Raw genomic sequence first — 12,698 nt, forward strand, 5'->3', positions numbered from 1 at the left:
GCGCGGGGAAGCTTCTTGAGGTCGAAGCCGGGCTCGCGGCACACCGCCGGCGACAACGCCGTGCCCGCGGCCAGCAGCCGCGCCACGATCCCGTGGTCGGCGGGGCGGTTGACGGACTCGACGCCGATCAGCCGGCCCTCGCGGAAGCACAGGACGGAGAACCGGCCGCCCTCCACATCGCCGAGGGTGACCGTCTCGTCGTGAGACGACGTCAGCCCCACCATCTGCACCCGCAGCGCGTACTGCTCGGTCCAGAAGCGGGGCACGGCCGTGTACGGGTGCGGCTCGCCGCAGATCGCGGCGGCCACGCAGCGGGCCTGGTCGGTGGCGTTCTGCACGGACTCCAGCCGCAGCCGGCGGCCGGAGCGCGACTCGGGGAAGGAGGCGCAGTCGCCGACCGCCCAGATGTCCGGGTCGGCGGTGCGCAGGCCGGCGTCGACCACGACGCCGTCCTCGACCGCCAGACCCGCGGCGAGCGCCGGACCGGTGCGGGGAAGCACGCCGATGCCGACCACCACGAGGTCGGCGTCGAGCCGCTCGCCGTCCGCCAGTTCCACCGCGCGGACCCGTTCCTCGTGGTCGCCGTGCAGCACCGCGACCTGACGGCCGGTGAGGACCCGCACGCCGCGCGCGCGGTGCTCGGCGACGATCCGGTCGGACACGGCCGGCGTCAGCGCGCGGGCCAGCGCCCGGGGCCCGCTCTCCACCACGGTCACCTCGTGGCCGAGGCCGCGTGCGGTGGCCGCCACCTCCAGGCCGACGAACCCGGCGCCGACCACGACCAGGCGCAGCGGCGGACCCTGGAGCGCGCGGCGCAGCACCTCCGCGTCGGCCAGGCCGCGCAGCGTGCGCACCCCGGTCAGCGAGGCGCCGGGCACCGGCAGCGGACGCGGGCGGCAGCCGGTCGCCAGGACCAGCGCGCCGTACGGCAGACGCAGGCCCGAGTCCAGCAGGACCGTGTGGCGCTCCCGGTCGACCGAGACCACCGTCGTGCCGGTCAGCAGCTCGATGTCCTGCTCGGCGTAGAACGCGGCGGGCCGCAGGGGCACGTCGTCGGCCGGCACCGCGCCGGTCAGGTAGCCCTTGGACAGCGGGGGCCGGTGGCAGGGGCCGGGCGGCTCGTCGCCGACCAGGGTGACGCGCCCGGTGTACCCGCGGGCCCGCAGCGCGGCCGCCGTCTCCAGGCCGGCCTGGCCCGCGCCCGCCACCACCACCGCGTGCGGCGCCATCAGCTCTGCGCCTCGGGCAGGTGGACCAGCAGGCCGTCCAGCTCCTCGGTGACCGGCAGCTGGCAGCTCAGCCGGCTGAATTCGGTGCGCTCGCAGGCCGTGCCGTACAGGACGTCGTCCTCGACCTCGTCCATCGCCGGCAGCGGCAGGGTGTTCGCGCTGTCGACGTACACGTGGCAGGTGCCGCACTGGGCGGACCCGCCGCACTGCGCCTCGATGCCGTCGACGTTGTTCAGCTTGGCTCCGCGCATGACCGTGTTGGGAGCCTCGACGTCGACGACGGTGACCGTTCCGTTCGGATGCTTATAGGTGATCTTGGCCATGGCGGGGTCTCCTGGGCTGTCGTTCGTGCAACATCGGCCATCCGTGCGCGGGTTACGGATCCGAACTGTGGCGACGCCGCCTTCAGCGGCGGTGGAGGGCTTCTGGACCGTCCGGGCCGCTCCAGCCGGTCACCACCGCCGGTCCATCGGAGCGGCGGAGCGTGCCCGGCATGACTGTCACCGATACGACGGACCGGGCGGCCGCACGCCCCCGCGGGGGCGTGCGCGGACCACGCCTGGGCCTGGTGCTCGCTGCCTGCTGCCTGGGGCAGTTCATGAACGTGCTGGACGCCTCGGTGGTGAACGTGGCGCTGCCCGTCATCGCCGACGAGCTGGGCTTCACCCGGCACAACCTCCAGTTCGTCAACAATGCCTACACGGTGGTGGTGTGCGGGTTCCTGCTGCTGGGCGGGCGGCTGGCGGACCTGTTCGGCCAGCGCCGCGTCTTCCTGTGCGGGGTCGGCCTGTTCACCCTCGCCAGCCTGGTCGGGGGAGCGGCCGACGCGCCGCTCACTCTGGTGCTCGCCCGCGCCTTCCAGGGGCTCGGGGCCGCCGTCATGGCGCCCGCCACCCTGACCGTGCTCGGCACCACTTTCACCGAACCGGCTGCCCGGGCACGGGCGTTCGGCTGGTGGAGCGCCGTCTCCGGCGCCGCCGGCGCGATCGGCGTGCTGGTCGGCGGGGTGGTCGTGGAATGGTTCTCCTGGCGCTGGATCTTCCTGGTCAACGTGCCGATCGGGCTGCTGCTGCTCGCCGGGGTGTGGACGGCCGTCCCCGAGACGCGCCCGCGCCGCGCGGACTCCTCCGCACGACTCGACCTGCCCGGCGCGGTGACCGTCACTCTCGGCTTGATGTCCGCCGTGTACGCGGTCTCCCAGTCGCACGCGTACGGCTGGGGCTCGGCCCGGGTACTCGTCCCGCTCACGGCGGGCGTGCTGCTGCTCGCCGCCTTCCTGCTGATCCAGGCCCGGTTCGCCCGTCACCCCCTGGTGCCGCTGGCGATCTTCCGTAACCGGTCGGTGGCGGCGGCCAACCTGGTCGCCTTCTTCGGGATCGCCGCCCTCTTCAGCACCTTCTACTTCTTCACGCTGGTCCTCCAGCAGGTCCTCGGCCACAGCCCGCTCAGCACCGGGCTCAGCTACCTGCCGCTGTCGCTCGGCATGGCCCTGGGCGGCTGGGGCATCGCGCCCCTCGTGCCGCGCGTCGGCCCGCGGCCGATCCTGCTGGGCGGCCTCGCCCTCGCCGCCGGCGGACTGCTGCTGCTCTCCCGGGTGGATGCCGGCTCGGCCTACCTCACCGACATCCTCGGCCCGAGCGCCCTGCTGGGCGTCGGCATGGGCGCCGTCCTCAACGCCACCACCAACGCGGCCACCGCCGGGCTCGCGCCGCACGAGACCGGTCTGGCCTCCGGGCTGCTGAACACCACCCGCCAGCTCGGCAGCGCCGTCGGACTGGTCACCCTGGCCGCCCTCGCCGCCTCCCGCACCGACACCCGGGCGGCGGCCGGCGCCCCGGCGCCCGAGGCGCTCGCCTCCGGCTACGGCCTGGCGCTCACCGGGGCCGCCCTGTTCGCGCTGGCCGGTCTGGCGGCCGCCCTGCTGGTGCCGGTCCGGAAGCAGTCCACCTCCTCTCGAGGCGACACCGAGAAGGTGGCGGCCTGACGAGATGGAGGTTTGCGGTGGTGAGCTGGTACCACACTCAGCGGCCCGACTGGTCGCCCGCACCCGGAACGGACCAGGTCGAGCACGCGACGATCGAGGTCCCCCGCGACTACGCCGCACCGGAGGGCGAGCGGATCACCCTCGCGCTCTCCCGCCGCCGGGCCACCGACCCGGCCCGGCGACGCGGCATCCTGCTGGGGGTCAACGGCGGGCCCGGCGGTGACTGGGGACGCGGCAGGGAGCTGCCCGACGCCTACGCCGCCACCCCCCTCGCCGAGGTGTACGACCTGATCGGCTTCGACCCGCGCGGCATCGGAGCGTCGACCAACCTCCACGCCGAGGTCACCGTGCCCAAGGTGCCCTTCGACTCCCGGCCGCCGGACGAGACCTTCGAGGCGATCGCCGAGGACATGCGGCTGCGCGAGGAGGCCTGCGCCCGCGCCGGCGGAGACCTGCGCCCGCACATCAGCACCCGCAACACGGCCCGCGACATGGACGTGATCCGCGCGGTGCTCGGCGAGGAGAAGATCAACTTCGTCGGCTACGCGTACGGCGCCTACGTCGGCGCCGTCTACGGAAGCCTCTTCCCCGCCTCGCTCGACCGGCTGGTGCTGGACTCCTGCGTCGGCCCCCAGTGGACCTGGCGCGAGCAGTTCCTCCAGCAGGGCGACGCCGTGCAGCGCAACGTCGACCTGTGGGCGGCCTGGGCGGGCGCGCGTGACGGCGTCCTCGGCCTCGGCGACTGCGCGGAGCGGGTCCTCGGCGGCGTCGAGGAGGCCGTCGCGGCCCTCGAGCGGCTCCCCGAGGACGGCGTGCGGCTGCGCACCCTCTTCGACGGCGCCGTCGGCAACCGGGCCGCCGACCGCGGGCAGTGGGCCACCCTCGCCACGCTGACCGACGAGGTCCGCCGGGCAGCCGGGGCGGGCGACGTCGGCGCGTGCCGCGAACTCCTCGCCGAGCAGGGCACCTGGCGGCCCGCCGACAGCGAGGGCGACCTGCGCATCGGCGTGCTGGAGGCGATCACCCTCGAGCACGCCTGGCCGTCCGACCTCGAGGTCTTCTTCCAGGACATGCGAGAGTTCCGCAAGCGCTTCCCGTACGGGTACGGCGTGCTGCGCGCGTCCCCCTGGGTGGGCGCCTTCCGCGCCTTCGAGGCCCCCGAGGAGCCGACCGTCATCGCCCGCGACGGCTACCCCGTCGGGCTGATCGTGCAGGCCGACGGCGACCCGATGGACCACTACGACGGCGGCGTCGCCATGGCCGAACTCCTGGGCCACCACCTGCTGACCGTCGAGGACTCCGGGGAGCACGAGGTCTACGTGCTCGGCGGCAACCCGCACGTGGACGAGATCGTCCACGCCTACCTGGTGGACGGCGTCCTGCCGCCCCCGCGTTCCTCCTGCCCGGGCCGCACCCCGCGCCCGGACGTCCCCGCCGACGCCGGCTGACCGGCGCCGCACAACCCTTCAGGCCGCCGGCGCCGGCCACGTGTGGACCACCGTCGTCCCGGAGATCCTCGAGACGCCGCGGTGGGACGCCTGACGGGCGCGGCACGGTCGTGACGAGGGGGAGGAACCGGTGGACCGGTCCCTCCCCCTTCCCGTGCGCCGCGCGGTCGGGGAGGGCTCAGGCGAAGCGGACCTCGTGCGAGGCGGCGGGCCCCGCGGCGAACGCCAGCAGGCGGCCGCCCTCCTCCGCCAGCGCCTCGCGGTCGGCCTCCCGCAGCGGGCCGAACGGCTCCAGCACCAGGGCGGCGGCGCCGCGCGTCTGCTCCAGGCGCCACATGCCGGCCACGAAGCCGTCCACCAGGAACGCCGGCCGGATCAGCCCGTTGCGGGTGAACACCCGGGCCCGCTGATCCTCGGTGAGGATCCGTGAGCGGTCGGCGTGCGAGAGCAGAATGTTGTCGAAGTCCGGCAGGAAGCGCACCGGGGCCGGGGTGTCCGCGCCGGGGCGGGGCGCCTGGGGCAGGTCGAACAGCTCGCGGCCGCCCTCGTCGCGGAAGACCGCCAGCCGCGGCCGCAGCCGCTTCACCGCCTCCGCGAGCCGGGTCATGCCGGACCACACCTGCATGTCCTTCACCGAGGCCGGGCCGAACGCGGCCAGGTAGCGCTCGATCATCGTGTCCGGGGCGTCCTGCCCGGCAAGGGGCCGGCCCAGCCAGGCCTCGGCGGTGGTGTGCGCGGCCTGGCCGCTCTCGCCCCACAGCCCGCGCGGCGGCACCTGAACCAGCGGCACCAGGTTGCGCACGGCGTTGGCCAGGGCGAACGGGTCGCGCTCCGGCCACCGTTCGGCGAGCCGCTCGCCCAGGCCGCCGAGGGTCAGCGGTTCCCGCTCGACCAGCTCGCGCCCCAGCGCCGCCACCTTCTCCAGTTCCAGCCCCTCGAGCTTGCGCCCGAAGGCGCCCTTGAGCCCCTGCCGCAGCGCGCCCGCCAGGACCGGCCGCAGCGCGACGCAGTCGTCGGCCGTCACCAGGTGGATCGTGCCGCGCATCAGCACCAGGCGCACCACCTCACGGCCGCGGACGAGCGACGCCAGGTCCTCCACGGCGAAGCCGGCCAGCCGGGTCCACAGGCCGACGTAGGGTGGGTTCGGCGCCTGGGCCTGCATGCCCACCAGGTGCGCGACCGCCCCCGCGGCCGGCAGCGTCGACCGCTCCAGCAGCAACTGCCGCGCCAGCAGCGCCCGGTTGAGGGCACGCCGGTCCAGCACCTTCATGTCTGCCGTCGTCACGACGAGTTGTTCCTTCCTCGGGTCCACTCTCATGACAGCACGGTGGCGTCCCGGACCGTGCCCGGGACGCCACCGTCGTACCGCGACCGCCGCTCAGCTCATGCGCACCAGCACCGTGCCGCTGTACCGGCGCTCCTGGAGGCCGAGGAAGGTCCCCGGCAGCGCGGCCGTGCCGCCCTCGACGACAGTGTGCGGGAACGCGAAGTGGTCCAGGGTCACCTCGGCCTCGGGATAGGCCGCCAGGCGGACCTCCCGGCTGACGGCGGGCAGCTCGCCGGTGCTCATACGGTGCTCCTTCCGAGGTGAACCGGGAGGCTGACCAGGTTGTGGTTGACGTCGCCGGCCCGCCACAGCAGCTCGCCCTCCGGCACGGCCAGGCGCGCGTCGGGGAACCGGCGGGTCAGCTCCTCCAGCGCGACGGCCAGCTCCACCCGGGCCAGCGGCGCGCCCAGGCAGTGGTGGATGCCGTGGCCGAAGGCAAGGTGCGGGTTGTCGGCCCGGGTGAAGTCCACCGACTCGGGGTCGGCGAAGACCGCAGCGTCGCGGTTGGCCGAGGCGAAGGAGAGGAAGACGGCGTCGCCCGCGGGGATCGTCACCCCGCCGATCTCCACGTCCTCGGTGGCGATCCGGGGCGTGCCCGAGGTGTCGTTGCCGGTCAGGTTGACCATGCGCAGCAGCTCCTCCACCGCGGCGGGCACCTCCTCGGGGTGCTCGCCGAGCCGGCGCCACAGGTCCTGATGGCGGTCGAGCAGGGTGAGGGCGAAGTTGGAGATCTGGCCCGCGGCCGAGTCGAAGCCGCCGCCCAGCAGGGTGTAGCCCAGGCCGACGAGCTCGCCGAAGTCGAGGCGGTCCTCGCCGTGGCGTGCGGTGATCAGCGCCGACAGCACGTCGTCGGCGGGCGCCGCCTGCTTGCCGCCCACCAGCCCGGCGATGTACGCGCCGAGCTTCTCGCGGCCCTCGACGGCCAGCTCCTCGGGCCCGGTGACGTCGGCGAACTGCCGTACCCAGACCAGGAACTGGGCCCGGTCCTCCTCCGGGATGCCGAGCAGCTCGCAGATGACGCCCATGGCCAGCGGCGCGGCGAACCCCTCCACCAGGTCGACCGGCGTGCCGTCCGGCTCCTTCTCCAGGACGTCGAGCAGCCTGCCGGCCATCTCGCGCACCCGCGGTCGCATGCCCTCGATCCGGGCGGGCGAGAACGCCTGCTCGGCCAGGACGCGCAGCCGGGTGTGGTCCGGCGGGTCGAGCGAGACGATCATCCCGGGCGGCGCCTGGAACAGACCGCTGAACTTCGGGGCGTCGGGCGCGTAGGAGGCGGCCCGGCTGAAGCGGATGTCGTCCAGCACCTGCCGGACGTCCGCGTGGCGGGTCACGATCCAGGCGTGACCGCCGCCGTTCCAGCGCACGCGCACCACGGGACGCTCCTCGCGCAGCCGCGTGAAGAGCGGGTCCGGACCCCGGTAACTCGTGTCCGGGAAGGGGAAGACGGGGAGTTCCTCGTCGCTCACCCCGGTTGATCGGGCGGTCATGGCAGTGCCTCCGGGTCTGGATGGGGATCGGGCGGGTCCGGCCGTCACGGCGCGCCGTCAGGCCAACGGGGCCAGGAAGGAGCGCTGTTCGTCGACGAGCAGGCCGGGCTGCTCCAGCGCGGGGAAGTGGCCGCCGCTCTCGTGGTCCCTCCAGCGGCGCAGGTCGGTGAACCGGTGCTCGCACCAGGCGCGGGGCATCCGGCCGTCCCTGGGGAAGAGCGAGCAGGCGGTGGGCACGCCGACCGGGCCCAGCGCCGTCTTGTTGTGGCTCTCCCAGTAGATCCGGGCGGACCTGCTGGGTGGTCCTCGTGCGGAACCGGACGGACCGTCAGTTCCCGCGACACGGTGCCAGCGGCGGCTCGAACGCAGGTGGAGCCGGGACGCGGCGGCTCCAGAGGGCCCCGAGAAGGGCTCAGGCGGCCGGCCGCAGCCTTGCCGGATGGGTAGCGCAACGACGCAGGACGCGACCTGCGCGAGGGGCCCGCTGAGCGGGCTGCGGGTGGTCGAACTGTCGGCCATCGGGCCGGTCCCGTTCGCCTGCATGGTCCTCGCCGACCTGGGTGCCGAGGTGGTCCGCATCGAACGGGCCGACGGCGTGCGGTCGTTCGAACGGTGGCACCGGGAACTCGACCGGGGCCGGCAGCGGCGCGTCGCGCTCGACCTCAAGGACGCGGACGACGTGGCGCGGCTGCTGCGCCTGGTGGACGACGCCGACGTGTTCGTCGAGGGCTTCCGCCCCGGCGTCGCGGAGCGGCTCGGCATCGGCCCCGAGGTGTGCCTCGGGCGCAACCCGGCACTGGTCTACGCCCGCATGACGGGCTGGGGCCAGGACGGGCCGCTGGCCCGCACCCCCGGACACGACATCAACTACCTGGCGCTGACCGGGGCGTTGCACGCGATCGGGGAGAGGGGCGGCCCGCCCGTCGTCCCGCTCAACCTGCTGGGCGACTTCGGCGGCGGCTCGATGTTCCTGGTCGCCGGCGTGCTCGCCGCCCTGTACGGCAGGGCGGCCACCGGCGCCGGGCAGGTCGTCGACGCGGCGATCGTGGACGGGGTCGGCGCGATGCTCGGCATGCTCACCGCGATGCGGAGTGCCGGGCAGTGGCGCGACGAGCGGGGCGCGAACCTGCTGGACGGCGGCGCCCCCTTCTACACCTGCTACCCCTGCGCGGACGGCGGCCACGTCGCCGTCGGCGCCCTGGAGGAGCGCTTCTACGCGGCGCTCCTGGACGGCCTCGGCCTCGACGCACGGGCCCTGCCCGACCGCGACGACCCCGCCAACTGGCCCGCCCTGCGCGAAGAGTTCGCCCGCCGGTTCGCCTGCCACGACCGCGACCACTGGGCGCGGCTGTTCGAGCCGACCGAGGCGTGCGTGACCCCGGTGCTGACCGCGGCCGAGGCCGCCTCACACCCCCACCACCGGGCCCGCGACAGCGGCCCGGCCGCCCCGGCGCCGCGCTTCAGCGGCGCTCGAGCGGAACTCCACCGGCAACCGGCACCCTGCACCTCCGGTGCTGTGAGGCCGTCCGGCCGTCCGTGGCGTTCTTCCGAGGGCCTCACCCGGTCCCCCCAATGATCTGATGGGTACACCATGGCTATTTCCTCCGAGCAGGCTCCGCCCACGGAGAAGGAGGTACCGGCGGGCGAGAGCACCGCGCCCGTCCCCGACGGCGCGGCGACGCCCGACCCGAAGCGGTGGATGGCCCTCCTGGTGCTGCTCGTCGCGGCATTCATGGACATGCTCGACGGCACCATCGCCAACGTGGCCGCCCCGTCCATCCAGCAGGGCATCGGCGGCGGCTGGTCCGTCATCCAGTGGGTGCTGGTCGGCTACCAGCTCAGCTTCGCCCTGATGCTGATCCTCGGCGGACGCCTCGGCGACATCCACGGCCGCCGGAAGATGTTCCTGCTCGGCGTGGTGGGCTTCACCCTCGCCTCGCTGGGCGCCGGCCTTGCCCAGGAGCCGTGGCAGCTGGTCGTCTCCCGCATGGTCCAGGGCGCCTTCGCGGGTGTCATGGTGCCGCAGATCCTCGCCATCCTGCACGTCACCTTCTCGGGCAAGGAGCGGGCCGGCGCGTTCGCCATGTACGGAGGCGTGGCCGGTCTGGCCGCCGCCGTCGGCATGGCCGCGGGCGGACCGCTCGCCGACTGGGACCTCTTCGGCCTCGGCTGGCGGCTGATCTTCCTGATCAACATCCCGGTCGGCATCCTCGGCATGATCTACGCCCCGCGCGTGCTGCGCGAGTCGCGTGCCCCGCACGCCCTGAAGCTCGACGTCCGCGGCGTCGTCCTGGCCACCGTCGGTCTCCTGCTGCTGCTCTTCCCGCTGCTGCAGGGCCGTGAGCTGGGCTGGCCGCTGTGGGGCTTCGTGTCGATGGCGGCCTCGGTGCCGGTCCTCGCCGCGTTCGTCATGTGGCAGCGGCGCCGCACGGTGCTGGACGGCTCGCCGCTGATGGAGCTCGCGCTGTTCCGCATCCGCAGCTTCTCCTCCGGCCTCGGCGTCAACCTCGCCTTCTACGTCGGCATCGGCATGTTCAACATCGGCTGGACCGTCTACATGCAGGTCGGCCTCGGCTGGTCCCCGATGCGGGCCGGCATGACCAGCCTGTCCTTCTGCATCGGTGCGTTCCTGACCTCCTCGGCGGCCATGGTCGTCCTGGTGCCCAAGTTCGGCCGCAAGGTGCTGCAGGCCGGCGCGGTCGTCACGGTGACCGGCGCGCTGTACTTCCTGTGGGCATCGAGCCACTACGGCAGCTCCATCAGCTCCTGGGACCTCGTGGTGCCGATGCTGCTGGTGGGCCTCGGCTTCGGCCTGATCGCCGCCCCGCTGCCGCAGATCGTCATCTCCGAGGTGCCGCAGAAGGATGCCGGCTCCGCCTCCGGCATCGTGCACACCAACGCCCAGCTCGGCTTCGCGGTCGGCGGCGCGCTGGTCAGCGTGGTCTTCTTCGCGGGCCTCGGCGGCAACACCGGCTCCACGATCGACGACCAGGCCGCGAACCTGCGACGCGACCTGGTCGCCACCGCCCGCCTCACCCCCGGCGAGGCCGACACCACCGTGGCCGCCTACCGCGCGTGCGCGGTCGACCGGGTCGAGGAGAAGGACCCGTCGGTGGCGCCCGCGAGCTGCGCCGCGGCCCCCCTGCGGGACGAGCGGTCGGCCCCGGTGGTCGCCGAGTACGCCAAGGACGCGCAGGGCGAGTCCTTCGCCCTCAGCCTGGGGACCACCCTTTGGGTGTTCGCCGGCGTAGTCGCCCTCGCCTTCGCGCTGATGTTCGCGATCCCGCGGCAGACGCGCCTGGAGGCACCCGAGGAGGAGGAGAACGAGGGGGGCAAGGAGCCGGAGACCGCCACGGCCTCCTGAGCCACGCCGCACGCCTCGCACCACCTCCCGCGCGGCGGGACCGGACGGGACACGCGTCCCCCGGTCCCGCCGCGTCGTCCTGCGCCCGGTCCATCCACGCTCCAGCGGTCCTCCGGCCCGTCGCCGGACGGTGGGGGACAGCATCCGAGAGCGGCCGGAGAAGCCGGCACGCGAGAACTAGGGAGGGGCGATGGCCGAGCGGGGCTTCCAGCTCTACGACACGACCCTGCGAGACGGCGCCCAGCAGGAAGGCATGGTGCTGACGGTCGACGACAAGCTGGCCGTCGCCCGCCTGCTCGACGGACTCGGCATCGGGTTCATCGAGGGAGGCTGGCCCGGCGCCGTCCCCCGGGACACCGAGTTCTTCCGCCGGGCCCGCACCGAACTGCGCCTCGAGCACGCCGAACTGGCCGCCTTCGGAGCCACCCGCAGGCCCGGCGTCCGGGCCGCCGACGACCCGCAGGTGCAGGCGCTGCTGGACTCCGGGGCGCCCGTGGTGACGCTGGTCGCCAAGAGCCACACCGGACACGTCCTGAACGCGCTGCGCACCACCCTGGCGGAGAACCTCGCCATGGTCGAGGACACCGTGCGCCACCTGGTGCGCGCCGGCCGCCGCGTCTTCGTCGACGCCGAGCACTACTTCGACGGCCACCAGCTGGACCGCGACTACGCCCTCTCCGTGGTGCGCACCGCCGCGGAAGCGGGCGCGGAGACCGTCGTGCTGTGCGACACCAACGGCGGCTCGCTGCCCGACGAGGTGGCCGCCGTGGTCACCGACACGCTCGCGGCAACCGGCGCCCGGCTCGGCATCCACTGCCACAACGACACCGGCTGCGCCGTCGCCAACACCATGGCCGCCGTCGACGCAGGCGCCGACCACGCCCAGGGCACCGCCCACGGCTACGGGGAACGCTGCGGCAACGCGGACCTGTTCACCGTGATGGCCAACCTCGTGCTCAAGCGCGGCCGTGAGGTCGTCCCGCTGGAGCGGCTGGCATCCCTGGCGGCGGCCGGGCGGGCCGTCGCCGAGCTGACCCAGCTGCCCGGCACCACCGCGGCGCCCTACATCGGCGGCTCGGCCTTCACCCACAAGGCCGGGCTGCACGCCTCGGCGCTGCGCGTCGACCCCGACCTCTACCAGCACATCCGCCCCGACCTGGTCGGCAACGCGATGCGCACGCTCGTCTCCGACATGGGCGGCCGCTCCTCCATCGAGCTCAAGGCCCGCGAACTGGGCTACGACGTGGCGGCCGGCTCCGAGGAGGTGGCCCGGGCCGCCAGACGGGTGAAGGAACTGGAGAACGTCGGCTACAGCTTCGAGTCGGCGGACGCCTCCTTCGAACTGCTGCTGCGCGAGGAGCTGGCGGGCGCCCCGCGGCCCCGGCCCTTCGAGGTCGAGTCATGGTCCGTCGGCGTCCTCGGCGTGCGCGGTGACGACGTGCGCACCGAGGCCGCCGTGACCGTCACGGTCGACGGGCGGACCGTGACCGCGACCGGGCAGGGCAACGGCCCCGTCAACGCGCTGGACACCGCGCTGCACGCCGCGCTCGACCCGTGCTTCCCCGCCCTCGCCGGGCTGCGGCTCGTCGACTACCGGGTGCGGGTCCTGGGCGGGGAGACCGGCAGCGGCGCGGCCGCCCGCGTCCTCGTCTCCTACCGCTACGGCGGCCGCCGCTGGAACACCGTCGGCGTGGACGCCAACACGACCGCGGCGAGCTGGCAGGCGCTGCTCGACGCCGTCCACTACGTGCTCCTGGACATCCCCTCCGCCACGGCGGGCCTCTCCGCCGGACACCGGACCGCCGTGGCCGCCGCGACACCCGGCCCGGCCCCGGCGGGCGCCCCCGACACCGCGGACC

The 12,698-nt window shown here is 74.2% G+C and carries 11 protein-coding genes; 5 read left to right on the forward strand and 6 right to left on the reverse strand.

The window, feature by feature from the left end; all coding sequences use genetic code 11:
• Nucleotides 1-1,229: NAD(P)/FAD-dependent oxidoreductase (locus tag ACOV8S_RS02695; protein WP_448315901.1), on the reverse strand; the 1,229-nt coding region annotated here is incomplete at its 3' end.
• Nucleotides 1,229-1,552 (reverse strand): 2Fe-2S iron-sulfur cluster-binding protein, encoded by a 324-nt coding sequence (locus tag ACOV8S_RS02700; RefSeq protein WP_108952108.1) that lies wholly within the window; start codon nucleotides 1,550-1,552, stop codon nucleotides 1,229-1,231. The genes ACOV8S_RS02695 and ACOV8S_RS02700, both read right to left, overlap by 1 nt.
• Before the next feature lie 170 nt (nucleotides 1,553-1,722).
• Here ACOV8S_RS02700 and ACOV8S_RS02705 point away from each other — a divergent pair, with 170 nt between their 5' ends.
• Both ACOV8S_RS02705 and ACOV8S_RS02710 read left to right on the forward strand, forming a co-directional pair.
• Nucleotides 1,723-3,213, forward strand: a complete 1,491-nt coding sequence (locus ACOV8S_RS02705) for a DHA2 family efflux MFS transporter permease subunit (protein WP_448315902.1) — start codon at nucleotides 1,723-1,725, stop codon at nucleotides 3,211-3,213.
• Nucleotides 3,214-3,233: 20 nt separating this feature from the next.
• Nucleotides 3,234-4,661, forward strand: a complete 1,428-nt coding sequence (locus ACOV8S_RS02710) for an alpha/beta fold hydrolase (RefSeq protein ID WP_448315903.1) — start codon at nucleotides 3,234-3,236, stop codon at nucleotides 4,659-4,661.
• A 178-nt stretch (nucleotides 4,662-4,839) separates the two neighbouring features.
• Here ACOV8S_RS02710 and ACOV8S_RS02715 read toward each other — a convergent pair whose 3' ends face one another.
• The 4 genes from ACOV8S_RS02715 to ACOV8S_RS02730 form a co-directional block, all read right to left on the reverse strand.
• Nucleotides 4,840-5,946, reverse strand: a complete 1,107-nt coding sequence (locus ACOV8S_RS02715; RefSeq protein ID WP_448315904.1) for a winged helix DNA-binding domain-containing protein — start codon at nucleotides 5,944-5,946, stop codon at nucleotides 4,840-4,842.
• A 93-nt stretch (nucleotides 5,947-6,039) separates the two neighbouring features.
• Nucleotides 6,040-6,231 carry a hypothetical protein gene (locus ACOV8S_RS02720; RefSeq protein WP_448315905.1) on the reverse strand — a complete coding sequence of 64 codons (192 nt, stop codon included), beginning with the start codon at nucleotides 6,229-6,231 and terminating at the stop codon, nucleotides 6,040-6,042.
• Nucleotides 6,228-7,475, reverse strand: a complete 1,248-nt coding sequence (locus tag ACOV8S_RS02725; RefSeq protein WP_448315906.1) for a cytochrome P450 — start codon at nucleotides 7,473-7,475, stop codon at nucleotides 6,228-6,230. Before ACOV8S_RS02725 ends, ACOV8S_RS02720 begins: the two co-directional genes overlap by 4 nt.
• Nucleotides 7,476-7,532: 57 nt before the next feature.
• Nucleotides 7,533-7,673: a hypothetical protein gene (locus ACOV8S_RS02730; protein ID WP_448315907.1), complete on the reverse strand. Its 141-nt coding sequence runs from the start codon at nucleotides 7,671-7,673 to the stop codon at nucleotides 7,533-7,535.
• 241 nt (nucleotides 7,674-7,914) lie between these two features.
• On the opposite strand from ACOV8S_RS02730, the gene ACOV8S_RS02735 reads away from it, so the two are divergent.
• From ACOV8S_RS02735 to cimA, 3 genes are all read left to right on the forward strand, one after another.
• On the forward strand, nucleotides 7,915-9,051 hold the full coding sequence (locus ACOV8S_RS02735) for a CaiB/BaiF CoA transferase family protein (RefSeq protein ID WP_448315908.1): 1,137 nt from the start codon (nucleotides 7,915-7,917) through the stop codon (nucleotides 9,049-9,051).
• Nucleotides 9,052-9,066: 15 nt separating this feature from the next.
• Entirely contained in the window at nucleotides 9,067-10,839 is a 1,773-nt protein-coding gene (locus tag ACOV8S_RS02740; protein WP_448315909.1) for an MFS transporter, read from the forward strand.
• A 190-nt stretch (nucleotides 10,840-11,029) separates the two neighbouring features.
• Nucleotides 11,030-12,698, forward strand: a 1,669-nt coding sequence (gene cimA, locus ACOV8S_RS02745; RefSeq protein ID WP_448315910.1) for a citramalate synthase, incomplete at its 3' end; no start/stop codon positions are given.

It is taken from the genome of Streptomyces sp. CO7, from assembly GCF_053474865.1.

What these genes read in the sequence shown, in the direction of transcription:
- ACOV8S_RS02700 (WP_108952108.1), bottom strand. Translation starts at nt 1,552, where the DNA reads ATGGCCAAGATCACCTATAAGCATCCGAACGGAACGGTCACCGTCGTC.
- ACOV8S_RS02705 (WP_448315902.1), top strand. Translation starts at nt 1,723, where the DNA reads ATGACTGTCACCGATACGACGGACCGGGCGGCCGCACGCCCCCGCGGG.
- ACOV8S_RS02720 (WP_448315905.1), bottom strand. Translation starts at nt 6,231, where the DNA reads ATGAGCACCGGCGAGCTGCCCGCCGTCAGCCGGGAGGTCCGCCTGGCG.
- ACOV8S_RS02725 (WP_448315906.1), bottom strand. Translation starts at nt 7,475, where the DNA reads ATGACCGCCCGATCAACCGGGGTGAGCGACGAGGAACTCCCCGTCTTC.
- ACOV8S_RS02730 (WP_448315907.1), bottom strand. Translation starts at nt 7,673, where the DNA reads ATGCCCCGCGCCTGGTGCGAGCACCGGTTCACCGACCTGCGCCGCTGG.
- ACOV8S_RS02735 (WP_448315908.1), top strand. Translation starts at nt 7,915, where the DNA reads ATGGGTAGCGCAACGACGCAGGACGCGACCTGCGCGAGGGGCCCGCTG.
- ACOV8S_RS02740 (WP_448315909.1), top strand. Translation starts at nt 9,067, where the DNA reads ATGGCTATTTCCTCCGAGCAGGCTCCGCCCACGGAGAAGGAGGTACCG.